General features: G+C 47.7%; 25 protein-coding genes and 2 other annotated features. All 25 genes read left to right on the forward strand.

The window, feature by feature from the left end; translation table 11 throughout:
• The first annotated feature begins 41 nt into the window (after positions 1 to 41).
• The 25 genes from radA (at position 42) to fusA (ending at position 25,641) form a co-directional block, all read left to right on the forward strand.
• Positions 42 to 1,418: a DNA repair protein RadA gene (gene radA / locus P404_RS0108590; RefSeq protein WP_026830518.1), complete on the forward strand. Its 1,377-nt coding sequence runs from the start codon at positions 42 to 44 to the stop codon at positions 1,416 to 1,418.
• 131 nt (positions 1,419 to 1,549) lie between these two features.
• Positions 1,550 to 2,641 (forward strand): PIN/TRAM domain-containing protein, encoded by a 1,092-nt coding sequence (locus P404_RS0108595; protein WP_014969128.1) that lies wholly within the window; start codon positions 1,550 to 1,552, stop codon positions 2,639 to 2,641.
• 58 nt (positions 2,642 to 2,699) lie between these two features.
• Positions 2,700 to 3,383: a 2-C-methyl-D-erythritol 4-phosphate cytidylyltransferase gene (ispD, locus tag P404_RS0108600; protein ID WP_026830519.1), complete on the forward strand. Its 684-nt coding sequence runs from the start codon at positions 2,700 to 2,702 to the stop codon at positions 3,381 to 3,383.
• Between the two features lie 2 nt (positions 3,384 to 3,385).
• Positions 3,386 to 3,868, forward strand: coding sequence for a 2-C-methyl-D-erythritol 2,4-cyclodiphosphate synthase (gene ispF, locus P404_RS0108605; protein WP_014969130.1), 483 nt, complete (start codon positions 3,386 to 3,388; stop codon positions 3,866 to 3,868).
• A gap of 45 nt (positions 3,869 to 3,913) precedes the next feature.
• Positions 3,914 to 5,359 (forward strand): glutamate--tRNA ligase, encoded by a 1,446-nt coding sequence (gltX, locus tag P404_RS0108610; RefSeq protein ID WP_014969131.1) that lies wholly within the window; start codon positions 3,914 to 3,916, stop codon positions 5,357 to 5,359.
• Positions 5,359 to 5,576, forward strand: a binding site (T-box leader). It overlaps the preceding gene by 1 nt.
• Positions 5,577 to 5,621: 45 nt before the next feature.
• Complete coding sequence (cysE, locus tag P404_RS17450; protein ID WP_014969132.1) at positions 5,622 to 6,305, forward strand: serine O-acetyltransferase; 684 nt, start codon at positions 5,622 to 5,624, stop codon at positions 6,303 to 6,305.
• On the forward strand, positions 6,259 to 7,656 hold the full coding sequence (gene cysS / locus P404_RS0108620) for a cysteine--tRNA ligase (protein ID WP_026830520.1): 1,398 nt from the start codon (positions 6,259 to 6,261) through the stop codon (positions 7,654 to 7,656). The genes cysE and cysS overlap by 47 nt, the downstream gene beginning before the upstream one ends.
• The gene (locus tag P404_RS0108625) at positions 7,653 to 8,057 is read left to right on the forward strand and encodes a Mini-ribonuclease 3 (protein ID WP_026830521.1); all 405 of its coding nucleotides are present in this window, start codon (positions 7,653 to 7,655) and stop codon (positions 8,055 to 8,057) included. The genes cysS and P404_RS0108625 overlap by 4 nt, the downstream gene beginning before the upstream one ends.
• A gap of 88 nt (positions 8,058 to 8,145) precedes the next feature.
• Positions 8,146 to 8,910, forward strand: a complete 765-nt coding sequence (gene rlmB / locus P404_RS0108630; protein ID WP_014969135.1) for a 23S rRNA (guanosine(2251)-2'-O)-methyltransferase RlmB — start codon at positions 8,146 to 8,148, stop codon at positions 8,908 to 8,910.
• Positions 8,907 to 9,437 carry an NYN domain-containing protein gene (locus tag P404_RS0108635; protein WP_026830522.1) on the forward strand — a complete coding sequence of 177 codons (531 nt, stop codon included), beginning with the start codon at positions 8,907 to 8,909 and terminating at the stop codon, positions 9,435 to 9,437. Before rlmB ends, P404_RS0108635 begins: the two co-directional genes overlap by 4 nt.
• A gap of 193 nt (positions 9,438 to 9,630) precedes the next feature.
• Positions 9,631 to 10,272, forward strand: a complete 642-nt coding sequence (sigH, locus tag P404_RS0108640) for an RNA polymerase sporulation sigma factor SigH (RefSeq protein ID WP_026830523.1) — start codon at positions 9,631 to 9,633, stop codon at positions 10,270 to 10,272.
• Between the two features lie 157 nt (positions 10,273 to 10,429).
• Entirely contained in the window at positions 10,430 to 10,576 is a 147-nt protein-coding gene (gene rpmG, locus P404_RS0108645; protein ID WP_012368993.1) for a 50S ribosomal protein L33, read from the forward strand.
• 44 nt (positions 10,577 to 10,620) lie between these two features.
• Entirely contained in the window at positions 10,621 to 10,791 is a 171-nt protein-coding gene (gene secE, locus P404_RS0108650; protein ID WP_014969138.1) for a preprotein translocase subunit SecE, read from the forward strand.
• Between the two features lie 19 nt (positions 10,792 to 10,810).
• Complete coding sequence (gene nusG, locus P404_RS0108655; RefSeq protein ID WP_014969139.1) at positions 10,811 to 11,362, forward strand: transcription termination/antitermination protein NusG; 552 nt, start codon at positions 10,811 to 10,813, stop codon at positions 11,360 to 11,362.
• 149 nt (positions 11,363 to 11,511) lie between these two features.
• Entirely contained in the window at positions 11,512 to 11,937 is a 426-nt protein-coding gene (gene rplK / locus P404_RS0108660) for a 50S ribosomal protein L11 (protein WP_012368996.1), read from the forward strand.
• 116 nt (positions 11,938 to 12,053) lie between these two features.
• Positions 12,054 to 12,740: a 50S ribosomal protein L1 gene (gene rplA / locus P404_RS0108665; RefSeq protein WP_014969140.1), complete on the forward strand. Its 687-nt coding sequence runs from the start codon at positions 12,054 to 12,056 to the stop codon at positions 12,738 to 12,740.
• Positions 12,741 to 12,794: 54 nt separating this feature from the next.
• Positions 12,795 to 12,949, forward strand: a sequence feature (ribosomal protein L10 leader region).
• Positions 12,950 to 12,999: 50 nt separating this feature from the next.
• Positions 13,000 to 13,506: a 50S ribosomal protein L10 gene (rplJ, locus tag P404_RS0108670; protein ID WP_014969141.1), complete on the forward strand. Its 507-nt coding sequence runs from the start codon at positions 13,000 to 13,002 to the stop codon at positions 13,504 to 13,506.
• Positions 13,507 to 13,582: 76 nt separating this feature from the next.
• Positions 13,583 to 13,948: a 50S ribosomal protein L7/L12 gene (gene rplL / locus P404_RS0108675; RefSeq protein ID WP_012368999.1), complete on the forward strand. Its 366-nt coding sequence runs from the start codon at positions 13,583 to 13,585 to the stop codon at positions 13,946 to 13,948.
• An 84-nt stretch (positions 13,949 to 14,032) separates the two neighbouring features.
• Entirely contained in the window at positions 14,033 to 14,629 is a 597-nt protein-coding gene (locus tag P404_RS0108680; protein WP_026830524.1) for a class I SAM-dependent methyltransferase, read from the forward strand.
• Positions 14,630 to 14,860: 231 nt separating this feature from the next.
• The gene (gene rpoB / locus P404_RS0108685) at positions 14,861 to 18,418 is read left to right on the forward strand and encodes a DNA-directed RNA polymerase subunit beta (protein ID WP_026830525.1); all 3,558 of its coding nucleotides are present in this window, start codon (positions 14,861 to 14,863) and stop codon (positions 18,416 to 18,418) included.
• 20 nt (positions 18,419 to 18,438) lie between these two features.
• Positions 18,439 to 22,038, forward strand: a complete 3,600-nt coding sequence (gene rpoC, locus P404_RS0108690) for a DNA-directed RNA polymerase subunit beta' (RefSeq protein ID WP_026830526.1) — start codon at positions 18,439 to 18,441, stop codon at positions 22,036 to 22,038.
• Positions 22,039 to 22,118: 80 nt separating this feature from the next.
• Positions 22,119 to 22,370, forward strand: coding sequence for a ribosomal L7Ae/L30e/S12e/Gadd45 family protein (locus tag P404_RS0108695; RefSeq protein ID WP_014969145.1), 252 nt, complete (start codon positions 22,119 to 22,121; stop codon positions 22,368 to 22,370).
• A gap of 125 nt (positions 22,371 to 22,495) precedes the next feature.
• Complete coding sequence (rpsL, locus tag P404_RS0108700; protein ID WP_012369004.1) at positions 22,496 to 22,918, forward strand: 30S ribosomal protein S12; 423 nt, start codon at positions 22,496 to 22,498, stop codon at positions 22,916 to 22,918.
• 49 nt (positions 22,919 to 22,967) lie between these two features.
• Entirely contained in the window at positions 22,968 to 23,438 is a 471-nt protein-coding gene (gene rpsG / locus P404_RS0108705; protein WP_014969146.1) for a 30S ribosomal protein S7, read from the forward strand.
• Between the two features lie 124 nt (positions 23,439 to 23,562).
• Positions 23,563 to 25,641 (forward strand): elongation factor G, encoded by a 2,079-nt coding sequence (fusA, locus tag P404_RS0108710; RefSeq protein ID WP_014969147.1) that lies wholly within the window; start codon positions 23,563 to 23,565, stop codon positions 25,639 to 25,641.
• The last annotated feature ends 34 nt before the right edge of the window (positions 25,642 to 25,675 follow it).

Consider the following 25,675-nt stretch of genomic DNA (forward strand, 5'->3'; position numbering starts at 1 on the left):
AAGCTGGACTTTTTTCTTGATAAAGAGAAAGGATGAATCGATTGGCTAAACTGAAGACAAAATTTGTTTGTCAAAGCTGTGGGACGGAATCTCCAAAATGGATGGGGCGTTGCTCCGGCTGTGGTGAGTGGAATACGATGGTGGAGGAAGTCATCGAGGAGAAAAAGGCACGGCGTGGATCGGCTTTTGTCCATACGACAACTAAACAATTAAAACCGGAGCGACTGTCGGATATCGTATCGCAAGAAGAGAGTCGTGTCTTCACAGGGAGTAGTGAGTTTGACCGTGTCCTCGGTGGCGGAATCGTACCAGGCTCGATGGTGCTCGTCGGAGGTGATCCCGGAATCGGGAAGTCGACGATTTTACTCCAGACGAGTGCTCGTCTCGCACAGCGTGGTGAAAAGGTGCTTTATATTTCCGGTGAGGAATCACTGAAGCAGACGAAATTAAGAGCGGAGCGACTCGGCTTACCGACTCAGGATTTATTTGTCCTCAGTGAGACTGACATGAACATGATCGAGCGGGTCGTCGATGAAGAAAATCCTGCTTTCTTAATCATCGATTCGATCCAAACGGTTTATATTGATGAGATTCAGTCCGCACCAGGAAGTGTGACCCAAGTTCGTGAATGTACAGCCATGTTGATGAAAATTGCTAAGAGTCGTGGGATTGCCATCTTCATCGTTGGTCACGTGACGAAGCAAGGGTCGATTGCCGGTCCACGTCTGCTTGAGCACATGGTGGATGCCGTGTTGTATTTCGAAGGGGAACGTCACCATACGTTTCGGATTTTACGGGCTGTCAAAAACCGATTTGGCTCGACCAATGAGATTGGAATCTTTGAAATGCGGGAGTCAGGTCTCGAAGAAGTCTTGAATCCGTCAGAAATCTTCTTGGAAGAACGGACGTCCGGGGTGTCCGGTTCGACGATCGTTGCTTCGATGGAAGGGACACGAACGGTTCTTGTCGAATTACAAGCCTTGATTTCACCGACTTCATTCGGAAACCCACGTCGTATGGCGACCGGAATCGATCAGAATAAAGTGGCCCTGTTGATGGCGGTTTTAGAAAAAAGGTCCGGCTTATTACTTCAGACACAAGATGCATATCTCAAGGCAGCGGGTGGTGTCAAACTGGATGAACCAGCGATTGATTTAGCGATTTGTGTCGCCGTCGCTTCGAGTTTTCGGGATAAACCGACACGACCGACCGACGTCGTCATCGGCGAAGTCGGCTTGACAGGAGAAGTCCGACGGGTGTCACGGATCGAGCAACGGGTCGCGGAAGCTGCAAAACTTGGTTTCACGCGTGCCATCATTCCGAAAAACAACTTAGGTGGATGGACGTATCCTCCAGGCATCACAGTGATTGGTGTCGAAAGTGTGGATGAAGCATTACGCGAAACGATTCCTTTTTAAGTCAGTGCAACTACGATAAAGGAAGGGGCAACTGTCACAGACCTGTAAACAGTATCCCCTTCCTAAGGCGTAGGTGATTCAAATAAATACATGTTACAATGAACTTAAAATAATAAAAGGAGGTGGGGAGATTGAAAATCGTCATCAGGATCTTTTTTGCGTTACTAGGTCTTGCGCTTGGTATCTTGTTGCTTCCTGAATTATTTCAACTGATTGAAGCCGCGACGAAGATGGCTTTCCCGGACTGGTTGATGACCACATATGTAACAGGAACGATTGGTGCACTCATATTTTTATTAATTGGATTATTCATTACGGATTCTGTGATTCGACTTCTCCGGTTTTTAGAAGAAAAGTTAGTCAAAGCACCTGTCGCTGATTTATTTTTCGGCACATTCGGTCTACTGATTGGTCTCGTCATGGCCTTTCTCGTCAGCATGTTAATCGAACTCGTTGATATTCCGCTACTCAGCAACGTCTTAACGATTTTTGTCACGGCACTGTTCGGGTACCTTGGATTTACGGTCGGTTACCGGAAACGTCACGAACTGACAAAAGTCTTCTTGCGCAATAACAGTAATCAAGCAGAGAAAAAAGCGGTGGCAGAACCTGTCGTCGTCACAAAATCGAACAGTAAAGTCCTCGATACGAGTGTCATCATCGACGGTCGGATTACCGACATCGCGAAAACAGGTTTCGTCGAAGGGAAATTGATCGTTCCGCAATTCGTCATCGGAGAGTTACAGTATATCGCGGACTCATCGGATACACTGAAACGGAACCGTGGACGCCGTGGACTGGATGTCTTAAAAGAATTGCAGTCGATTCCCGGAATGGAAGTCGAAATTTATGATGGTGATTTTGAAGACGTGTCGGAAGTGGACATCAAGTTGATTAAGCTCGCCGAATTGATCAAAGGGATCGTCGTCACAAATGACTACAACTTAAATAAGGTCTGCGAAGTCCGGAATGTTCCTGTTCTCAACATCAATGATTTAGCGAATGCCGTCAAGCAGGTGGTCATTCCCGGTGAAGAGATGACGGTTCTTGTCATCAAAGAAGGAAAAGAACAAAAGCAGGGGATCGCTTATCTCGAAGACGGAACGATGGTCGTCGTCGAAGAAGGAAAACATCTGATTTCGAAGACGATTGGTGTCGTCGTGACCAGTGTGCTTCAAACGTCTGCTGGACGGATGATTTTTGCAAAACCTCAAGAAAAATAAACAGCAGGCTGCCAAATTCGTTTTGGCAGTCTTTACTTATGGGAAAAGAGGGAACTAGATGAAAGAACAGACTTATCGCATTGTCATTCCGGCTGCCGGAGCAGGTAAACGGATGGGAGCCGATCGAAATAAATTGATGTTGTTGTTACGAAACCGCTCCATCATCGAGTGGACACTGGATGTCTTCGAACAAGACGATCAATGTCTTGAAATCATCCTTGCAATCAATCCAGCAGAACAGACTTGGTTTGAATCGATCACGGCGCAGTACGAGACGACAATCCAACTGATTCCAGGTGGACGCGAACGGCAGGAGAGTGTCCGGCGAGGATTAGCCGTGATCACCGAGCCCGGCATCGTCCTGATCCATGATGGGGCACGTCCATTCGTGACACTCGACGCGATTCACCGTGTCGTCGCAGCAGCTGAAGTAACGGGTGCGGCCATTCTTGCCGTCCCTATCAAAGATACCGTCAAACGGGTCGAGCAGGATAGGATTGTCGAAACCGTTCCACGGGAGCAGTTGATGGCGGCTCAAACCCCACAAGCGTTTCAACTCGAGACGATTCGGACGGTCCATGAAAAAGCAGCCACAGAATTTTTAGGTACGGATGATGCAAGTTTGATAGAATGGGACGGAGGTACGGTGACTCAGGTGACCGGACAATACGAGAACATTAAAGTAACGACACCCGACGATTTAGTATTTGGTGAAGCGATTTTAACGAAACGGGGGAAATGATGATGATTCGAATTGGACAAGGATTTGATGTACATGCGTTTGCAGAGGATCGGAAACTGATTTTAGGTGGAATCGAAATTCCGCACACAAAAGGATTACTCGGTCATTCCGATGCGGATGTCTTGTTACATACGATTGCCGATGCGGCACTTGGAGCGATCGCAGCAGGCGACATCGGGAAACATTTTCCGGACACGGATCCGGAATTCAAAGATGCGGATTCCGCAAAACTGTTGCAACATGTGTATGCGCTCGTCAAGGAGCAGGGATATGAACTTGGTAATCTCGATGCGACGGTGATTGCACAGGCGCCGAAATTACGTCCATATATCGATACGATGCGTGCCCGGATCGCAGAACTGCTCGAAGCAGATATTGAACAAATCAATGTGAAGGCAACGACGACAGAATGGCTTGGCTTTACGGGACGTGAAGAAGGAATCGCATGCCAGGCTGTGATTTTGCTGAAACGAATCGAAGAATAAGGTATACTAGGTAAGCGAATTTTAGACTAAGGGAGTGGATCGGTAATGGCAGAAGTACGTGTACGTTATGCACCAAGTCCAACGGGACATCTTCATATTGGAAACGCACGAACAGCGTTGTTTAACTACCTGTTCGCACGACATGCAGGCGGGAAAATGATTTTACGAATCGAGGATACGGACCAGAAACGAAACATTGACGGCGGTGTCGAAAGTCAGATGAAGTATCTGGAGTGGCTCGGCATCGATTGGGATGAAGGTCCGGGTCGTGGCGGCGAATACGGTCCTTACTTCCAGATGGAACGACTGGATCTATACAAAAAGTATACGGACGAGTTGCTTGAAAAAGGGCTTGCGTATCGCTGCTATATGACATCAGAAGAGCTCGAAGCAGAGCGGGAAGCCCAGATCGCCCGTGGTGAAGCGCCACGTTATTCTGGTGCACACCGTAACTTGACGCAAGAGCAAGAAGAGGCATTTGTTGCAGAAGGACGAACACCATCGATCCGGATTCGTGTACCGGAAGATGTGACGTATACATGGCATGATATCGTTAAAGAAGACGTCTCGTTTGAGTCAAAAGACTTCGGAGATTGGGTCATCGTCAAGAAGGACGGTATCCCGACATACAACTTTGCTGTTGTCATCGATGATCACTTGATGGCAATCAGCCATGTGCTTCGTGGTGACGATCATATCTCGAACACACCAAAACAGATGATGATTTATGATGCGTTCGGTTGGGAATATCCAACGTTCGGTCACATGACGCTGATCGTCAATGAAGAGCATAAAAAGTTGTCAAAACGTGACCAATCGATCATTCAATACATCGAGCAGTATAAAGATCTCGGATATCTGCCAGAAGCGTTACTCAACTTCGTGACGTTACTTGGTTGGTCGCCGGTTGGTGAACAAGAAATCTTTACGAAGGAAGAGTTCATTGAAATCTTCGATGCCTCCCGTCTTTCGAAAAGTCCAGCTGTCTTCGATCAGCAGAAATTGGCTTGGATCAACGGACAATATATGAAACACCAATCGTTTGAAGAAGTGTTCGAAGCCAGTTTACCGTTTTTACAAGAAGCGGGTCGTGTATCAAGTGAGCCGACGGAAGAAGAACGAATCTGGGCACAAGATCTAGTCGGACTGTACCGGGAACAGATGACACATGGTGCAGAAATCGTTGAGCTTTCAGAGATGTTTTTTGAAGAAGAACTGGTGTATGATGAAGAGGCAAACACTGTTTTGGCAGGAGAAATGGTTCCTACCGTCTTAAGTGAGTTCGCGACTCAGTTGCGGACACTTGAAGACTGGACGCCGGAAGCCATCAAAGGTGCGATTAAATCGACACAAAAAGCAACTGGACAAAAAGGAAAAAACTTGTTCATGCCAATCCGCGTCGCAACGACCGGACAGACACACGGACCAGAACTTCCGAACACGATTCAACTATTAGGAAAAGACCGCGTACTCGCGCGTCTGGACGCATAAATAAAGCGTAGATGAGGAAAGTAGGAACGATGCCTGTTGTACAGAGACGAGCTTGCGTGATGAGAGAGCTTGAACAGACGCGTTTCGAAATGCCCCTCTGAGTGCTACCCGAAATCAGTGAGAGTAGGCGTAGACGTATCTCCGGCGTTAACGGATCGGAGAGGGATGAAGTTTTTCATCCAAACAGAGTGGGACCGCGCTGATTAGCGTCTCTGTGCAGCGATGCACGGGGGCGCTTTTTCTTATGGAGAGGAGAACGAACATGACACGGATGCGTGAAGATATCCGAAATGTATTTAAGCAAGATCCGGCAGCACGGAGTACGGTCGAAGTCGTATTGACCTATCCTGGACTCCATGCCGTCTGGATGCACCGATTCGCTCATCGTTTGTGGAAGATGAATCTGCATCTGGCTGCCCGGATGCTCGCTCAATTCAGTCGTTTCTTAACGGGGATTGAAATCCATCCTGGAGCAACAATCGGACGACGCTTTTTCATCGACCATGGTATGGGGGTCGTCATTGGTGAAACGGCGATCATCGGGGATGATGTCACCCTGTTTCAAGGTGTGACGCTTGGCGGAACGGGGAAAGAGACGGGGAAACGGCATCCGACACTCGGAAATGGGGTCCTCGTTTCAGCGGGAGCCCGCGTGCTCGGAGATATTAAAATAGGAGATTCCTCCAAAATCGGTGCGAGTTCCGTGGTGTTAAAGGATGTGCCGGCAAACGCAACAGTCGTCGGGATTCCTGGTCGAGTCGTCGTCCAAGACGGGATCAAAGTCGATGCGCCATTAGATCATCAGTTACCGGACCCGGTCCGTGAATGCCAAGAACGAATTGAACTAGAGCTCGAACAACTAAAACGTGAGATTGAACGAATAAAAGGAGGACGCCGCCATGATACAACTTTACAACAGCATGACCGGAAAAAAGGAACCATTTAAACCGTTAGAAGAAGGCAAGGTCAAGATGTATGTCTGTGGACCAACTGTCTACAATTACATTCATATCGGAAATGCCCGTCCGGCCATCGTGTTTGATACCGTCCGCCGCTACTTCACGTATCGTGGATATGAAGTGAAATACGTCTCGAACTTCACGGATGTCGACGATAAAATCATTCGGACGGCCAATGAACTGGGAGAAGATTACCACGAATTAACGAAACGTTTCATCGACGCGTATCATGCGGATACCGGCGCGTTGAATGTCCAAAAAGCAGATATCCATCCGCTCGTCACGGAAACGATGGACGATATCATCGCCTTCATCGAAGTGCTCGTCGAAAAAGGAAACGCCTATGCATCAAGTGGCGATGTCTATTTCCGGACACGCAGCTTTGAGAACTACGGGCAATTGAGCCAACAGTCGATCGATGAGCTCCGGTCCGGCGCCCGGATTGAAGTGGGTGAGAAAAAAGAAGATCCACTCGACTTCGTGTTATGGAAAGCGGCAAAACCAGGTGAGCCGGCATGGACCAGTCCGTGGGGCGAAGGGCGTCCCGGCTGGCACATCGAATGCTCGGCGATGGCGAAAAAGTATCTCGGCGATACGATTGATATTCACGCGGGAGGACAAGACTTAAAATTCCCACACCATGAAAATGAGATTGCTCAGTCGGAAGCTTGTAACTCGCAAAAGTTCGCCAATTACTGGATGCATAATGGATTCCTCAATATTGAAAATGAAAAGATGTCAAAATCACTCGGGAATTTCCTGACGGTCCACGAAGCGATCCAAGCGGTCGATCCGATGGTCTTACGTTTCTTCATGTTATCGGTCCAATACCGTCATCCGATCAACTACAGCCGTGAACTGATCGATCAGGCGGCAAATGGTCTGGCGCGGATCCGTGAATCGGTCGCAAACGTCGAACATCGTCTGACGATGACGGCGAACCTGGGCACATCAAATGAAAAGTGGTTGAAACGGATTGAAGCGATCAAACAACATTTCGTGACATCGATGGATGACGACTTCAATACGGCGAATGCGGTAACGGATTTGTTTGATTTATCCAAAGAAGCAAACCTGTATCTCGGAGAGGACCAAGTCGCAACGGAAGTCCTTGAACGATTTTTAGCCGTCTTCGATGAATTGTCGACCGTTCTTGGTGTCACACTCACGGTCGATAAAGGATTGCTCGACGAAGAAGTCGAACAATTGATCCGTGACCGGGACACGGCACGAAAAGACCGTGACTTCGCACGGGCTGACGCAATCCGGGATCAACTGCGTGACCAGGGCATCTTACTTGAAGACACGGCGCAAGGGATGCGGTGGAAGCGCGGATGAAAAATTATAAACAATTAAATGCCTTGGCACTCGCCTATATGGGGGATGTCGTGTATGAATTACATGTCCGGGAACGGTTACTCGATCAAGGGTTCGTCAAACCGGGAGACCTGCATCAGGCGGCGATCCGATATGTCCGGGCGCAAGCTCAGGCCTTAGTCGTCACCCACTGGCTGAACACGGACACGTTAACGGAAGAAGAACAGGCTGTCGTCCGTCGTGGTAAAAATGCGAAATCAGGTTCTGTACCTAAAAGTACGGATGTCCACACGTATCGTTACGCGACGGCATTTGAAGCCCTGTTAGGATATGTTTATCTTTCAAAAGGAGGGAATCGTCTTGAAGAACTCATCGGACAAGCGTTCACATTACTCGAAAACGAAGCAACGGACGGAAAATAAATCAGGCCACCCATTACGGAAACCAAAAGGCGATAAGCCGAGTGTTGAGAAACAGAAACGGATTGAAAAGAAACAGGAAGACCCGATCGTGATTGAGCCGCTCGAAGAAGGGCAAGATTTCTTATACGGACGGAACCCGGTCCTTGAAGCCTTACGGACGGGACGTGAGATGAACAAGCTGTTCATTCAAGAAGGGCAACAGAAAGGACCACTCGCGGTCATTCACGCGATGGCCAAAGAAGCCGGTGTCCAGACGCAAATCGTTCCCCGTTCGAAGCTCCATGGCCTGACGGGGAGTGACAACCACCAAGGAGTCGTCGCGGCCGTCGCGGCTTACGAATATGCGGAACTCGATGACATTTTTGCGCTCGCGGAGAAAAAAGACGAGACCCCATTGATGATTTTGCTGGATGAACTGGAAGACCCGCATAATCTGGGATCGATTCTCCGGACGGCGGATGCGGTCGGTGCTCACGGCGTCATTATCCCAAAACGCCGGTCCGTCGGATTGACGCAGGTCGTCGCGAAAGCATCTACCGGTGCGATCGAACATATACCGGTCGTCCGTGTGACGAACTTGACCCGGACGATGGAAGACTTGAAGAAAAAAGGCATCTGGTTTGTCGGAACGGATGCACGTGAAAGTGACGACTACCGGACGCTCGACGGGACGATGCCACTCGGGATCGTCATCGGCAGTGAAGGAAAAGGGATGAGCCGGCTCGTCCGCGAAAAATGTGATTTTCTTGTCCATCTCCCGATGGCAGGGCACGTCACGTCGCTGAATGCGTCCGTCGCAGCCTCTTTACTGTTGTATGAGGTCTACCGGACGAGAAAGCCGTATTCGCGATGAAATATGACCGTCTGATCGTTGATGGCTACAATATCATTGGCGCATGGCCGGAATTCCGGACATTGCGGGAGCAGGATTTTGAATTAGCACGGGAACGATTGGTCGATGCGATGGCCGAGTACCAAGCTGTAACAGGAATTAGCGTGACGATTGTCTTCGATGCCTATCTCCAACCGGGACGAGAATCCCGGATCAAGAAAAGTGGGATTGAAGTCATTTATACCCGTGAAAATGAAACGGCCGATGAATGGATTGAGAAAACAGCAGCAGAGTGGTTACAAGATATCCGGGTCAAGTTGACCGTTGCGACCAATGATTTTACGGAGCAATGGGTCATCTTTACGCTGGGGGCGCTTCGTATCTCGGCACAAGAGTTACGCCGCGATTGGAAAGCAGCTGTCGTGGTCATTCGAGGACAGACGTCGGTTTCGAAGACAAGCAAAAAACCACGGTCGACGATTGATATGCCGGCAGATGTCATCGAACGTCTCGAACAAATACGCCGGCGTAAAAACTCGGATTCATGACAGGGTTGGACGAACGGGATTCACGAGTAAATCGTGGATCTCGTTTTTTGTCTTTAAATCATCTGTCAGATCACCATGTGCCAAAATGGAAGAAAAAAGAGGTCATGCCAATTTTTATTGTCGTACGATAGGAAATTATTGTATAATTAGAAACAATCGATTAGTTTGTCAGAGAAGCTTGGAGGGATGAAGGATGAGTTTGGTTTCGTTCGACCAGTTTGAGTGCATGACCGATGAGGCGCTTGTGGAACAAGCGAAGGTATTTGACAACAGTGATGCGCTCGAATTTCTGATCGAGCGGTATCGGAACTTCGTGCGTGCAAAGGCACGGTCCTATTTCTTGATTGGGGCGGACCGGGAAGATATCATTCAAGAAGGAATGATCGGACTATATAAAGCAGTCCGTGATTATCGGACGGATAAGCTCGCTTCTTTCAAAGGATTTGCCGAACTCTGTATCACACGACAGATGATCACGGCAATCAAAACCGCGACACGGCAAAAACATATTCCGCTCAATTCATACATTTCGCTTGATAAGCCGATTTACGATGATGAATCAGAGCGGACGTTACTCGACATCATCACATCGACGGTCCCTTCCGATCCACAAATTCTGATTGTGAACCGGGAAGAGTATGCGGACATCGAAAGTAAGATGGATGAAATTTTGAGTGATCTCGAACGTAAAGTCCTTGCTCTTTATCTCGATGGGAGAACGTATCAAGAAATTTCGGATGATCTCGATCGTCATGTCAAGTCAATCGACAATGCCCTTCAACGTGTCAAGAAGAAATTAGAACGGTACCTCGAGGCACGGAAACTGACCGTATGATCGAGAGGTGGATTGACCACCTCATCCCGGTGTGCTACTGTATAAATAGCGCCTTACTAGCGAGACGCCGCTCAGAGGCGTTTTTTTTTACGCTCTTTTTTGGAGAGAGGGTTCTCTTCTTGAAGAGAAGGAGTGGCAAAGAAGGAGGTCGTTTGAGATGGCTAAGAAAGTAGGCCTTGCTTGTGATATTTGCGGTGCCCGCGACTACACGACGATGAAAAAAGAGGATGTCAGCATCCGCTTGGAACTAAAAAAGTTCTGTCGCCGCTGTAACGCGCATACGATTCATAAAGAAGCGAAATAAGGCTTCATCTGTCCCGATTTAATACATCCTGGAGGGAAAGTACGATGAAATTTTTGCGTGACGTATGGAATGAACTGAAAAAGACGAGCTGGCCAAAACGAAAAGAACTGACGAAGTATACGCTGACCGTAATCGGTATGGTCATTTTCATGGGTGTCTTCATCTTCGGTATCGATTCTGGGCTCAGCGCATTCATGAGTTGGTTGATTAAGTAAAAAGAAGAGGTGACGTACCATGGATAAGCAGTGGTTTGTTGTCCAAACGTACTCTGGATTCGAAAACAACGTCAAGGCAAACCTTGAACGTCGGATCGAATCTATGAACATGGACGAGAAGATCTTCCGTGTACTCGTTCCGATCGAAACGGTACAGGAAGAAGTAACAAATAAAAAAGGTGAGACGAAAATCAAGGAACGTGAAATCAAGATCTTCCCAGGGTATGTCCTTGTGGAAATGGTCATGACCGATGATTCTTGGTATGTCGTCCGTAACACGCCGAACGTCACAGGATTCCTTGGTTCGGTCGGCGGCGGTTCAAAACCGACACCACTTCTTCCTGAAGAAGCAGAAAACATTCTTGGATCAATGGGACTTGTCGACATGAAGAGTCGTTATGACTTTACGATGGGACAAATTGTTCGGATCAAAGAAGGTGCGTTTGAGAACCTAGAAGGAACGGTTGAAGAGCTCGACACGGAAACGGAAAAAATGAAGGTTTCTGTCGATATGTTCGGTCGTGAAACGAAAGTGGAGCTTGATTTCTCGCAGGTTGAGAAAATAGATTAAGTTTCCTATTGCGAAACTTTTGTTTTAATGGTACAATTTTTCCTGTTTGATGTTGTGCTTATTTCGATAAATTACTCGTCGAATAGAATGAGTGGGAGGACGCGCAACGTCCAATTAAACCACATTAAAGAATTAAGGAGGTGTGTCTCGTGGCGAAGAAGGTTATGAAACTAGTTAAACTTCAAATTCCTGCGGGCAAAGCAAACCCAGCTCCACCAGTTGGACCGGCACTCGGTCAAGCAGGTGTGAACATTATGGGCTTCTGTAAAGAGTTTAACGCTCGTACACAAGACCAAGCCGGCTTGATTATTCCTGTAGTCATCACGGTTTTTGAAGATCGTTCATTTACGTTTATTACTAAAACTCCACCAGCAGCAGTTCTCTTGAAGAAAGCAGCTGGAATCGAGAGCGGTTCAGGCGAGCCTAACCGTAAGAAAGTAGCGACTGTCAAACGTGACAAAGTTCGCGAAATCGCTGAAACGAAAATGCCAGACCTCAACGCAGCATCTGTTGAAACAGCGATGTTGATGGTTGAAGGTACTGCACGTTCTATGGGTATCGTAATCGAAGACTAAGTCTTTTGATTACAATGAACAACGATGAGGGTCGCAGGCGGATAGTTACTTGAAGCCTTGCTACCCTTTCATTATGTGGGAGGATTTTCCGCACAACCACAAAGGAGGAACCTAAAATGGGTAAGAAGTATAAAGAAGCTGCTAAACTTATCGATCGTACGGTTTCATACGAACTCGCTGAAGCTGTAGATCTTACTAAAAAGTCTGCAACTGCGAAATTCGATGAAACAATCGAACTTGCTGTTCGTCTCGGAGTCGATCCGAAGAAAGCAGATCAACAAATCCGTGGAGCAGTCGTATTGCCACACGGTACTGGTAAAACACAAAAAGTTCTCGTCTTTGCTAAAGGTGAGAAATTAAAAGAAGCGGAAGCTGCTGGAGCAGACTTCGCTGGTGATTCTGAGTACATCACTAAAATCCAACAAGGATGGTTCGACTTCGATGTTATCGTTGCGACACCTGACATGATGGGTGAAGTTGGTAAACTCGGCCGTGTTCTCGGACCTAAAGGCCTCATGCCTAACCCGAAAACAGGAACAGTTACATTTGACGTCACAAAAGCAATCAACGATATCAAAGCTGGTAAAGTTGAGTACCGCGTTGACAAATCAGGTAACATCCACGTTCCAGTCGGTAAAAAATCATTCGATAACGAGAAGTTGATTGAAAACATCACGACCGTTATGGAAACTCTCGTCAAAGTTAAACCAGCTACTGCTAAAGGTGTTTACCTGAAGAACATCGCGATCGCTTCAACAATGGGTCCTGGTGTAAAAGTATCTGCGGTTGACTTCGCGAAATAATTTCGTCTAAAACGAACTTGACAACGTTCTAAGAACGCTGTTACAGTATAAAACGTTGATATATTCGACATACCGTAGACAGAAGGTGCTCATCGATTGAGCATAAACCCTTCCGAGGTGTTCTTGCTCAGAGAGCCTGTTTGTTCAGGTATCCTTTTTGACGATTACGCCTCCTCTGCTTTGCAGACGGAGGCTTTTTATTTGAAATCGAGCAGCCCCTCGCGCCGGTACATTCCATTTACCAGGAGGTGCAACAGAAATGGCAAACGAAAAAGTTATCGCTGTCAAAGCGGATCTCGTATCTGAGATCGCTGAGAAAATGCAAGCGAGTGCTGGAACGATCGTCGTCGACTACCGTGGTCTCACAGTAGACGAAGTAACTGAACTTCGTAAACAACTCCGCGAAGCGGGCGTTGAATTCAAAGTTTACAAAAACGGTCTCCTCCGCCGTGCAGCAGTTCAAAGCAATCTTGAAGGTCTTGAGGAAGTCTTTACAGGTCCTACTGCGATCGCCTTCAGCAATGAAGACGTTATCGCTCCAGCTAAGATCTTAAACAACTTCTCGAAAGAACACAAAGCTCTTGAGCTTAAAGGTGGTATCATCGAAGGCAAAGTCACTTCAGTAGAAGATGTCAAAGCCCTTGCGGAACTTCCGTCACGCGAAGGTCTCCTTTCGATGCTTCTCAGCGTGCTTCAAGCGCCAATCCGCGGTCTTGCGGTGGCAACGAACGCAATTGCAGAGCAAAAAGAAGAACAATCTGCTTAATGTCCGCTTAGCGGGATAGGCAAACACACAATTTTTCAAACCCCAACGTGGGCTAAATCAAAGGAGGAAAACCATAATGGCTTTCAACAAAGAGCAATTTATCGAAGACCTCAAGGGCATGACTGTTCTTGAACTTAACGAACTCGTAAAAACAATCGAAGAAGAATTCGGCGTATCAGCAGCAGCTCCAGTAGCAGCAGCAGGTGCAGGCGCAGCAGCAGCTGAAGAGCAAACTGAATTCGACGTAATCCTTACTAGCGCAGGTTCTGGTAAAATCAACGTCATCAAAGCAGTTCGCGAATTGACAGGCCTCGGTCTTAAAGAAGCGAAAGCACTCGTTGACGGAACTCCAGCTCCAGTTAAAGAAGGCGTTTCGAAAGAAGACGCTGACGCAATCAAAGCTAAGCTTGAAGAAGCTGGCGCAAGCGTAGAAGTTAAGTAATTTTCTTCTTCCTTAAAAAACAAAAGAAGCTCGCTTTGCGGGCTTCTTTTGTTTTCAACTTTAATGCAGAGAGGGGAAGGAAACATGGCAGATCATTATTATACAAATGATCCCTCCTCGAAACGGGATCCGAAGTCGTGGGAGTTTATCTTGCGTGGTGAAACGTTCCGTTTTACATCCGATCATGGAGTCTTTTCGAAGGGTGGCGTTGATTTTGGGTCACATCTACTCATTGAAGCGTTTGTCGAACCGGACATAACGGGTGCGATTCTGGATGTGGGTTGCGGGTATGGACCGATGGGGATTTCGCTTGCGAAGACGACAGGACGAGATGTGGTTTTAGTGGATGTGAATGAGCGAGCACTTGAGCTTGCTGCTGAAAATGCACGCGCGAATGGTGTTTCCGTGACGACCGGTGTAAGTGACGGATATGCTGGCGTGGCTGATCAGACGTTTGCAGCGATCGTGACGAATCCACCGATTCGGGCAGGGAAAACAGTTGTCCACCGTATTTTACGAGAAGCGTATGATCATTTGGAAGTCGGCGGTGCCTTATGGGTCGTCATTCAGAAAAAACAAGGCGGACCGTCAGCTAAAAAATTGATGGAAGAAGTCTTCGGTTCATGTGAGACGATTACCCGGGATAAAGGGTACTCGATATTTAAATCAATTCGGTCTTGACAAATCGAGTGATTTGTCGTTGACCTTGTCTAGTGTCTATGATAATATTATAAAATGCCATTGGAGTGATTTTTGGATAAGCAGTTTGAAGCAGCTGGCGTTCTCGACTACAGATGATTGAGTAGACAAGACGTCGCTTTTTTTGCGCTTATCGGTCAAAAAATGGCTTCAATGTTCGATATTACACCCGTCCTTCTCTAGAAGAAGAACTGGGTCTGAGAGGTGAATCAGTTGACTGGTCAACTTGTTCAGTACGGTCGTCACCGTCAGAGAAGAAGCTATGCACGTATCAGCGAAGTTTTAGAACTTCCAAACCTTATTGAGATTCAAACGAATTCATATGAATGGTTCCTGCGGGAAGGTCTTCGTGAGATGTTTCGTGATATCTCGCCGATTTCCGACTTCACAGGAAATCTCGTATTAGAATTCATCGATTACTCGCTCGGAGAGCCAAAGTATTCGACTGATGAATCAAAAGAACGCGATGTGACCTATTCGGCACCACTACGCGTAAAAGTCCGTCTTCAAAACAAAGAGACGGGTGAATTGAAGGAACAAGAAGTCTTCATGGGTGACTTCCCGCTTATGACGGAGTCGGGAACATTCATTATTAATGGTGCGGAACGAGTCATCGTTTCTCAGCTTGTTCGTTCGCCAAGTGTGTATTACAACAATAAGTTAGATAAGAACGGTAAACGTGGATTTTCGGCAACGGTCATCCCGAACCGTGGAGCATGGCTCGAACTTGAGACAGATGCGAAGGATATCGTATACGTCCGAATCGACCGCACGCGTAAGATTCCAGTAACGGTTCTTTTACGTGCTCTTGGTTTCGGTACGGATCAGGAAATCATCGATCTTCTTGGAGATGATGAATACCTCCGTAACTCCCTTGAAAAAGATAATACAGAAACAACGGAAAAAGCCCTCATCGAGATTTATGAGCGTCTACGTCCGGGAGAACCACCGACTGTCGAAAATGCGAAAGCACTTCTCGTGTCACGGTTCTTTGACCCGAAACGTTATGATTTGGCAAACGTTGGTCGTTATAAAATCAATAAAAAACTTCATTTGAAGAATCGTCTGTTCGGACAGAAACTTGCAGAAACGCTTGTGGATCCTGAGACAGGGGAAGTAATCGCAGAAGAAGGAACAGTACTTGACCGTCGTATGCTCGACAAAGTCTTACCATTCCTTGAAGGATCTGTTGGTTACATCGAAGCGACGCCAACTGGCGGCGTGACACAAGGTGAAGCTTTCAACTTACAGTCGATCAAGGTGTTCGCACCGGACGATGCTGAAGGTGAACGCATCATCAATATCATCGGTAACGGTAACATCGATCGTGACATCAAGCACATTACGCCTGCTGACATGATTGCTGCGATCAACTATTTCTTCAACTTGTTGCATGAAGTAGGAACGACAGACGATATCGACCACCTCGGTAACCGTCGTCTCCGTTCAGTCGGTGAATTGCTCCAAAACCAGTTCCGGATCGGTCTTTCCCGGATGGAACGTGTCGTTAAGGAGCGGATGTCGATTCAGGATCAGAATGCGATCACGCCACAGGCATTGATCAACATTCGTCCGGTTATTGCATCGATTAAAGAGTTCTTCGGTAGCTCGCAGTTATCGCAGTTCATGGACCAAACGAACCCGCTTGCTGAGTTGACGCACAAACGTCGTCTCTCTGCACTTGGACCCGGTGGTCTCACACGTGAGCGCGCCGGCTTTGAAGTTCGAGATGTTCACTACTCGCATTATTCCCGTATGTGTCCAATCGAAACGCCTGAGGGTCCGAACATCGGGCTGATCAACTCACTGTCTTCGTTCGCGAAGGTCAATGAGTATGGTTTCATTGAAGCGCCATACCGTCGTGTCAATCCGGAAACGGGTGTCGTCACGAATGAGATTCACTACATGACGGCAGACGAAGAAGATCTCTACGTCGTCGCACAGGCAAACATGTTATTGACGGAAGAGAAGACGTTCCAAGATACACACGTCTTATCTCGTTTCCGCGGACAAAACTTGTCTGTTGAACCACCTCGTGTCGATTACATGGACGTTTCACCGAAACAGGTTGTTTCGGCAGCGACGGCATGTATCCCGTTCCTAGAGAACGATGACTCGAACCGTGCCCTCATGGGAGCGAACATGCAACGTCAGGCCGTACCACTTCTCGACCCGGAATCACCGATTGTTGGGACTGGGATGGAGTACGTGTCTGCAAAAGACTCAGGTGCTGCCGTTGTTGCAAAACATTCAGGTATCGCTGAGCGTGTAACGGCGCGTGAAATCCTTGTCCGTCGTACGACGGAAGTCGATGGCAACATCGTTCAAGGCGAACTCGATCGTTATAAGATCCAAAAATTCATTCGTTCCAACCAAGGAACGTGCTATAACCAAAAACCAATCATCAAAGCAGGCGATCCAGTCGACAAAGGCGAGATTCTTGCAGATGGTCCATCGATGGACGGTGGGGAACTTGCGCTTGGTCGTAACGTACTCGTCGGTTTCATGACATGGGATGGTTACAACTACGAGGATGCCGTCATCATGAGCGAACGTCTTGTGAAAGATGATGTCTACACGTCGATCCACATTGAGGAATATGAGTGTGAGTCACGTGATACAAAACTCGGACCGGAAGAGATCACTCGTGACATTCCGAACGTCGGCGACGACGCCTTGAAAAATCTCGACGATCGCGGAATCATCCGCGTCGGTGCTGAGGTGAAAGACGGGGATATCCTAGTCGGTAAAGTTACACCTAAGGGCGTAACGGAATTGACGGCTGAAGAACGTTTGCTTCATGCAATCTTCGGTGAAAAAGCACGTGAAGTCCGTGATACTTCACTCCGTGTACCACACGGCGGCGACGGTATCATCCTTGACGTGAAAATCTTTGATCGTGATAACGGCGACGAACTGTCACCTGGTGTCAACCAGTTGATCCGTGCGTATATCGTTCAGAAGCGTAAGATTCACGAAGGAGATAAAATGGCGGGACGTCACGGTAACAAGGGTGTTATCTCACGTATCCTGCCAGAAGAAGACATGCCGTACATGCCAGACGGCACACCAATCGACATCATGTTGAATCCACTTGGTGTACCATCGCGGATGAACATCGGGCAGTTGCTCGAGCTTCACCTTGGTATGGCTGCACGCCAACTCGGAATCAAAGTCGCATCGCCAGTATTTGATGGTGCGCGTGAGGAAGATGTTTGGGCAACGATTGAAGAAGCCGGTATGGACCGTGACGCTAAAACTATCCTCTATGATGGACGTTCTGGTGAAGCCTTCGATAACCGTATCTCGGTTGGTGTCATGTATATGATCAAACTCGCCCACATGGTCGATGATAAACTTCATGCACGTTCGACGGGTCCTTACTCACTCGTTACGCAACAGCCGCTCGGTGGTAAAGCCCAGTTCGGTGGACAGCGTTTCGGTGAGATGGAAGTATGGGCACTGGAAGCATATGGTGCCGCTTATACGCTCCAAGAGATCCTGACGATCAAGTCGGATGATACAATCGGTCGTGTTAAAGCATATGAAGCGATCGTTAAAGGTGAAAACGTACCACAACCGGGCGTACCTGAATCGTTCCGAGTCCTCATTAAAGAGCTTCAATCCCTCGGTATGGATGTTAAGATGATGTCTGCCGAAGATGAAGAGATCGAAATGAAAGACGATGACGATGACAATATCCCGAACGCGACTCCAGCACTCGAAGAAGTTCAAGCGCCTGTCGCACCAGTTGTTACTGAAGAGGAATAAGCGAAAGGGAGGTCCACCCCTTGGTAGATGTTAATAGATTTGAATATATGAAAATCGGCCTCGCTTCCCCTGAAAAGATCCGTTCGTGGTCTTTCGGGGAAGTGAAGAAGCCGGAAACGATCAACTATCGTACGCTCAAGCCAGAGAAAGACGGCTTGTTCTGTGAACGGATTTTTGGTCCAACAAAAGACTGGGAATGTTACTGCGGGAAATACAAACGAATCCGTTATAAAGGAATCATTTGTGACCGCTGTGGTGTTGAAGTAACGAAGTCGAAAGTCCGTCGTGAGCGCATGGGTCACATTGAGCTTGCTGCACCGGTTTCGCACATCTGGTATTTCAAAGGAATCCCAAGTCGTATGGGTCTCGTCCTTGATATGTCACCCCGTGCACTCGAAGAGATCATTTACTTCGCGTCGTACGTCGTGACGGATCCGGGCGAATCGACACTCGAGAAGAAGCAACTCCTTTCAGAAAAAGAGTACCGGGCTTACCGTGAGAAATTCGGTAGTTCGTTTACGGCTGAAATGGGTGCGGAAGCGGTTCGTAAATTGCTCCGTGACGTCGAACTCGAAAAAGAAGTAGCTGGTTTACGTGAAGATCTTCGAATGATCCAAGGACAACGTCGTACACGTGCGATCAAACGTCTTGAAGTCTTAGATGCTTTCCGTAACTCAGGCAACAATCCGGAATGGATGGTTCTCGAAGTATTACCAGTCATTCCACCGGAACTTCGTCCGATGGTACAGCTTGATGGTGGACGTTTCGCGACGTCTGACTTAAACGATTTGTACCGTCGTGTCATCAACCGTAACAACCGTCTCAAGCGTCTTCTTGACCTTGGCGCTCCGAACATCATCGTTCAGAATGAAAAACGGATGTTGCAAGAAGCGGTTGATGCCTTGATCGATAACGGCCGTCGTGGTCGTCCGGTCACGGGACCAGGTAACCGTCCGTTGAAATCTCTTTCACATATGTTGAAAGGGAAACAAGGACGTTTCCGTCAAAACTTACTCGGTAAACGAGTCGACTATTCAGGTCGTTCGGTTATCGTCGTTGGTCCGAACCTGAAGATGTATCAATGTGGTCTTCCGAAAGAAATGGCCCTTGAACTCTTCAAACCGTTTGTCATGAAAGAGCTTGTCTCGCGTGGCATCGCACCAAACATCAAGAGTGCGAAACGCAAAATCGAACGTGTCCAACCTGAAATTTGGGACGTGTTAGAAGAAGTCATCCGTGAGCATCCGGTTCTCTTGAACCGTGCTCCGACCCTTCACCGTCTCGGTATCCAGGCGTTCGAACCAACACTCGTCGAAGGTCGCGCAATCCGTCTTCACCCACTCGTATGTACGGCATACAATGCCGATTTCGATGGTGACCAAATGGCGGTTCACGTACCACTTTCAGCAGAAGCACAAGCAGAAGCACGTCTTCTCATGCTCGCTGCACAAAACATCTTGAACCCGAAAGACGGTAAGCCTGTTGTTACACCATCGCAGGATATGGTCCTCGGGAACTACTACCTGACGCTTGAGCGTGAAAACGCAATCGGCGAAGGGAAAACATTCTCGACGGTGAACGAAGCGTTGATTGCCTACCAAAATGGGTATGTCCACTTCCACACACGTGTTGCTGTTCCGGCCGGTGTTCTCAAAAACCCGACATTCACGGAAGCGCAAAACGAGAAGTTATTGGTTACGACGGTCGGTAAGTTGATCTTCAACGAGATCCTCCCAACGACGTTCCCATACTTGAATGAGCCATCGATGAACAATCTTCAGGAAGCAACGCCTGATCAATACTTCCTTGAAAGAGGAACGGATGTCGCTGCTGAAATCAAGAGCCGTCCGATCATCGAACCATTCAAAAAAGGATTCCTCGGAAATGTCATTGCGGAAGTCTTCAAGCGTTTTGAAACGACTGAAACAAGCCGCATGCTTGACCGCATGAAAAACCTTGGTTTCAAACACTCGACACGTGCGGGTATTACGGTTGGTATCGCGGATATCATCGTACTTCCGGACAAACAGGAAATCCTGGTCGAAGCACAAGATAATGTTGACCGCGTTATGAAGTCATATCGCCGTGGTCTCATCACGGAAGAAGAGCGCTATGAGCGTGTCGTTAAATCGTGGAATGACGCGAAGGATGAAATTCAGTCTCGTCTGATGAAATCTCTTAACCGTCTGAACCCGATCTTCATGATGAGTGACTCTGGTGCCCGTGGTAACGCATCAAACTTTACGCAGCTTGCAGGGATGCGTGGACTCATGGCCGCTCCAAGTGGACGGATCATCGAGCTCCCGATCAAATCTTCGTTCCGTGAGGGTCTGACGGTTCAGGAATACTTCATCTCGACGCACGGTGCGCGTAAAGGTCTTGCCGATACAGCCTTGAAGACTGCCGATTCAGGTTACCTGACTCGTCGTCTCGTCGATGTTGCGCAAGATGTTATCATTCGCGAAGATGATTGTGGAACGGATCGTGGTATTCGTGTCACAGCACTTCGTGAAGGGACGGAAGAAATCGAAAATCTCTACGACCGACTTGTCGGCCGTACGGCGTTCGAGAAAGTCGTCCACCCAGAAACAGGAGCAATCCTCGTTTCAACTAACGAACTCATCGACGAAGATATCGCACGTGCGATTACGGACGCCGGTATCGACAATGTTGAGATTCGTACAGCCTTTACTTGTAACACAAGTCATGGTGTCTGTAAGAAATGTTACGGACGTAACCTTGCGACTGGTAACGACGTCGAAGTCGGCGAAGCAGTCGGAATCATCGCGGCACAATCAATCGGTGAGCCAGGAACGCAGCTTACAATGCGTACCTTCCACACAGGTGGTGTTGCCGGAGATGATATCACACAAGGTCTCCCGCGTATCCAGGAGTTGTTCGAGGCCCGTAACCCGAAAGGTCAAGCGGTCATCTCGGAAATTGATGGACAAGTCATCGACTTTACAGAGTCGCGTGATAAGCGTGAGTTGACGATTCAAGGTCTGAGCGAAACACGGACATACACGATTCCTTTCGGATCACGTCTACGTGTTCAACTCGGTGAAGAAGTCATTGCTGGTCAAGTGTTCACGGAAGGTTCAATCGACCCGAAAGAACTCTTGAACGTCAAAGGTGTATCTGGCGTACAGAACTATCTTCTCCAAGAAGTTCAAAAAGTATACCGGATGCAAGGGGTTGAGATCGGTGATAAGCACGTCGAGGTCATGGTACGTCAGATGATCCGTCGCGTTCGTGTCATCGAGTCGGGTGAGACTTCACTCTTACCAGGTTCGCTTGTCGATATCAGCACATTTAAAGAAGCATGTAAAGAAGCGCTCCGTGCCGGTAAAGCACTCGCTTCCGCTAAACCAGTTCTCCTTGGTATCACAAAAGCGTCGCTTGAGACGGATTCATTCCTATCAGCTGCTTCGTTCCAGGAAACTACTCGTGTCCTTACGGATGCGGCGATTAAAGGGAAGAGCGACTACCTTCGCGGCTTGAAAGAGAACGTTATTATCGGTAAACTTGTTCCAGCTGGTACAGGAATGACACGTTACCGTCAAATCGGTCTCGAGATAGCAGGCGAAACACCTGTAGAAGCAGATTCTCCTGTAGAATAAAACGCCTTGACACGTCGGTATGGCGGTGCTACTATGATATAGTGTTGCCAACCGGCTGTGTTATTTTGGAGGATATCTTCATGTCTTACAAAAAAGTAGTCGGCGCAGATTTGAAGTTTGTTGGTCAAAAACAAACGCTCAAAGCATTGCGTTCTGGCAAGGCGTCGGAAGTGATCATTGCAGATGACGCAGATGAACACGTAAAGCAAGCATTGCTCGACGCGGCGAAACAAGCAGACGTTCCAGTCGTGAGCGTTCCTTCTAAGCTTGAGCTTGGTAAGGCTTGTGGAATCGACGTTGCGGCAACTGCCGTTGCTATTAAGAAAGTTTGATAATACGTTTTGTGTGGCGATGGAATGCCTGAGCCACGCAAAACGTTTCATTATGACTTTCGATGAACCACCCGGCTCGGTGGTTTTGAAACTTGTCATGAATTCAGGAAGGGAGGATCTCAAAGATGCCTACTATCAACCAATTAGTCCGTAAAGGACGTCAATCAAAAGTTGTGAAATCAGATTCGCCAGCGCTGAACAAAGGGTACAACAGCTTTATCAAAGCTCGTACTGACATCAGCTCACCACAAAAACGTGGTGTTTGTACTCGTGTAGGTACAATGACTCCGAAGAAACCGAACTCGGCTCTTCGTAAGTACGCACGTGTACGTTTAACGAACACAATGGAAGTAACAGCTTACATCCCAGGTATCGGCCACAACTTGCAAGAACACAGTGTTGTTCTTATTCGCGGCGGTCGCGTAAAAGACTTACCAGGGGTACGTTACCACATCGTTCGTGGTGCACTCGATACAGCTGGAGTTGACGGCCGTATGCAAGGTCGTTCGAAATATGGTACTAAACGTCCAAAAGCAGCAAAAAAATAATCTAGATATCAAAAGATATCACCTCACTATATGAAAGGAGGGACTCGGAATGCCACGTAAAGGTCAAGTAGAACGCCGTGATGTAATGGCTGATCCGATCTACAACTCTAAACTCGTTACCCGCCTTATCAACCGTCTTATGTTAGATGGTAAAAAAGGTACTGCTCAACAAATCTTATACAAAGCTTTTGAAGCTGTCGCTGAACGTTCAGGTCGCGACGCAATGGAAGTTTTTGAAGAGGCGATGAACAACATCATGCCAGTTCTTGAAGTAAAAGCACGCCGTGTAGGTGGAGCTAACTATCAAGTTCCTGTCGAAGTCCGCCCTGAGCGCCGTACGACACTTGCACTTCGTTACCTCGTGAACTACTCACGTCTCCGTAACGAAAAAACAATGGATGCTCGTCTTGCGAATGAAATCATGGACGCTGCAAACAACACTGGTGCTTCAGTTAAGAAGCGCGAAGATATGCACAAAATGGCGGAAGCGAACAAAGCGTTTGCTCACTACCGCTGGTAAATCCGGAATCAACCACCTCATCTATGCCATTTTGTATGGAAATATGAGGTGGCTTTCGGGTATAGTCATGACGTGTGGCAACACACGGACACTAAACTAAAATGCGAAAGGAGAATGTTTAAAGATGGCAAGAGAATTCTCCCTTAAGAACACCCGTAATATCGGAATCATGGCCCACATCGATGCTGGTAAAACAACAACGACTGAGCGTATCCTTTATTATACGGGTCGTATCCACAAGATTGGTGAAACGCACGAAGGTGCTTCACAGATGGACTGGATGGAGCAAGAGCAAGAGCGTGGAATCACGATTACATCGGCAGCAACAACTGCTCAATGGAAAGGGAACCGCGTAAACATCATTGATACACCTGGACACGTAGACTTCACTGTTGAAGTTGAACGTTCACTCCGTGTACTTGATGGTGCCGTTGCAGTACTTGATGCTCAGTCTGGTGTTGAGCCACAAACTGAGACAGTATGGCGTCAAGCAACAACTTACGGCGTACCACGTATCGTTTTCGTTAACAAAATGGATAAAATCGGTGCAGACTTCTTGTACTCGGTTGGAACGCTTCGCGATCGCCTTCAAGCAAACGCACACGCAATCCAAATTCCAATCGGCGCGGAAGATGAATTCAAAGGAATCATCGACCTCGTTGAAAAGAAAACATACATGTACGGAAATGACCTTGGTACAGATATCGAAGAAACTGAAGGGTTCCCTGCAGAATTTGCAGAAGAAGCTGAAGAACTTCGTGCATCATTGATCGAGGCCGTTGCGGATTACGAAGAAGAAATGATGATGAAATACCTCGAGGGCGAGGAAATCACGATTGAAGAGCTTAAAGCGGGTATCCGTAAAGCGACTCTTACAGTTGATTTCTACCCAGTTCTCGTAGGTTCGGCATTCAAGAACAAAGGTGTTCAGCTTATGCTTGACGCAGTTCTTGACTACCTCCCATCACCAGTCGACGTAAAAGCAATCACAGGGATTAACATGGATACAGAGGAAGAGGTTATTCGTGAGTCAACTGACGAAGCGCCATTCTCTGCACTCGCATTCAAAGTTATGACTGACCCGTATGTTGGTAAATTGACATTCTTCCGTGTGTACTCAGGTACAGCTACGGCAGGATCATATGTCAAGAACTCAACAAAAGGGAAACGTGAGCGTCTTGGACGTATCCTTCAAATGCACGCGAACAGCCGTGAGGAGATCCCAATGGTCTTCGCTGGTGACATCGCAGCTGCTGTAGGTCTTAAAGATACTACTACTGGTGATACGCTTTGTTCTGAGAAAGACAACGTCGTTCTCGAATCAATGACATTCCCAGAACCAGTTATCTCGGTCGCAATCGAACCAAAAACGAAAGCTGACCAAGATAAAATGGGTCAAGCACTCGCTAAGCTTGCTGAAGAGGATCCAACGTTCCGCACTGAAACAAACCCAGAGACTGGTCAAACGATCATCTCAGGTATGGGTGAGCTTCACCTCGACATCATCGTTGACCGTATGCGTCGCGAATTTAAAGTCGAAGCAAATGTTGGTGCTCCACAAGTAGCTTACCGTGAAACGATCCGCCAAGCGGCGAAAATCGATTCTAAGTTTGCTCGTCAATCAGGTGGTCGTGGTCAGTATGGTCACGTCGTCGTAGAATTCGAGCCAAACGAAGAAGGTGCTGGCTTTGAGTTCAACAACAAAATCGTCGGTGGTGTCGTTCCACGTGAATACATCCCAGCGGTTGAACACGGAATCGAAGAAGCACTTCAAAACGGTATCCTTGCTGGTTATCCAGTAGTTGACGTTAAAGCGGCACTCGTTTTCGGTTCGTATCATGATGTCGACTCAAACGAGATGGCATTTAAAATCGCGGCTTCAATGGCCGTCAAACAACTTAAAGATAAGAGCGGCGCTGTTATCCTTGAGCCAATGATGAAAGTTGAAATCGTCATCCCAGACGAATATATGGGAGACATCATGGGTGATGTTACATCACGCCGTGGACGCGTTGAAGGTATGGACGCACGTGGGAACGCACAAGTCGTTCGCTCGATGATTCCACTTTCAGAAATGTTCGGATATGCAACAGGACTTCGTTCGCGGACACAAGGACGCGGTACGTACTCGATGCACTTCGATCATTATGAAGAAGTACCGAAATCAGTTGCTGAAGAAATCATTAAAAAAGCAAACGGCTAATCCTTCACAGGTTGTCACGCTTATTTGATTAGTG

Source organism: Exiguobacterium antarcticum DSM 14480, from assembly GCF_000685865.1.
In the GTDB taxonomy this organism is placed as follows: domain Bacteria; phylum Bacillota; class Bacilli; order Exiguobacteriales; family Exiguobacteriaceae; genus Exiguobacterium_A; species Exiguobacterium_A antarcticum.

Excerpts from the sequence above, each read along its gene's own strand:
- ispD (WP_026830519.1), top strand. The coding sequence starts at position 2,700 with ATGAAAGAACAGACTTATCGCATTGTCATTCCGGCTGCCGGAGCAGGT.
- ispF (WP_014969130.1), top strand. The coding sequence starts at position 3,386 with ATGATTCGAATTGGACAAGGATTTGATGTACATGCGTTTGCAGAGGAT.
- gltX (WP_014969131.1), top strand. The coding sequence starts at position 3,914 with ATGGCAGAAGTACGTGTACGTTATGCACCAAGTCCAACGGGACATCTT.
- cysE (WP_014969132.1), top strand. The coding sequence starts at position 5,622 with ATGACACGGATGCGTGAAGATATCCGAAATGTATTTAAGCAAGATCCG.
- cysS (WP_026830520.1), top strand. The coding sequence starts at position 6,259 with ATGATACAACTTTACAACAGCATGACCGGAAAAAAGGAACCATTTAAA.
- P404_RS0108625 (WP_026830521.1), top strand. The coding sequence starts at position 7,653 with ATGAAAAATTATAAACAATTAAATGCCTTGGCACTCGCCTATATGGGG.
- P404_RS0108635 (WP_026830522.1), top strand. The coding sequence starts at position 8,907 with ATGAAATATGACCGTCTGATCGTTGATGGCTACAATATCATTGGCGCA.
- sigH (WP_026830523.1), top strand. The coding sequence starts at position 9,631 with ATGAGTTTGGTTTCGTTCGACCAGTTTGAGTGCATGACCGATGAGGCG.
- rpmG (WP_012368993.1), top strand. The coding sequence starts at position 10,430 with ATGGCTAAGAAAGTAGGCCTTGCTTGTGATATTTGCGGTGCCCGCGAC.
- secE (WP_014969138.1), top strand. The coding sequence starts at position 10,621 with ATGAAATTTTTGCGTGACGTATGGAATGAACTGAAAAAGACGAGCTGG.
- nusG (WP_014969139.1), top strand. The coding sequence starts at position 10,811 with ATGGATAAGCAGTGGTTTGTTGTCCAAACGTACTCTGGATTCGAAAAC.
- rplA (WP_014969140.1), top strand. The coding sequence starts at position 12,054 with ATGGGTAAGAAGTATAAAGAAGCTGCTAAACTTATCGATCGTACGGTT.
- rplJ (WP_014969141.1), top strand. The coding sequence starts at position 13,000 with ATGGCAAACGAAAAAGTTATCGCTGTCAAAGCGGATCTCGTATCTGAG.
- rplL (WP_012368999.1), top strand. The coding sequence starts at position 13,583 with ATGGCTTTCAACAAAGAGCAATTTATCGAAGACCTCAAGGGCATGACT.
- P404_RS0108680 (WP_026830524.1), top strand. The coding sequence starts at position 14,033 with ATGGCAGATCATTATTATACAAATGATCCCTCCTCGAAACGGGATCCG.
- P404_RS0108695 (WP_014969145.1), top strand. The coding sequence starts at position 22,119 with ATGTCTTACAAAAAAGTAGTCGGCGCAGATTTGAAGTTTGTTGGTCAA.
- rpsL (WP_012369004.1), top strand. The coding sequence starts at position 22,496 with ATGCCTACTATCAACCAATTAGTCCGTAAAGGACGTCAATCAAAAGTT.
- rpsG (WP_014969146.1), top strand. The coding sequence starts at position 22,968 with ATGCCACGTAAAGGTCAAGTAGAACGCCGTGATGTAATGGCTGATCCG.
- fusA (WP_014969147.1), top strand. The coding sequence starts at position 23,563 with ATGGCAAGAGAATTCTCCCTTAAGAACACCCGTAATATCGGAATCATG.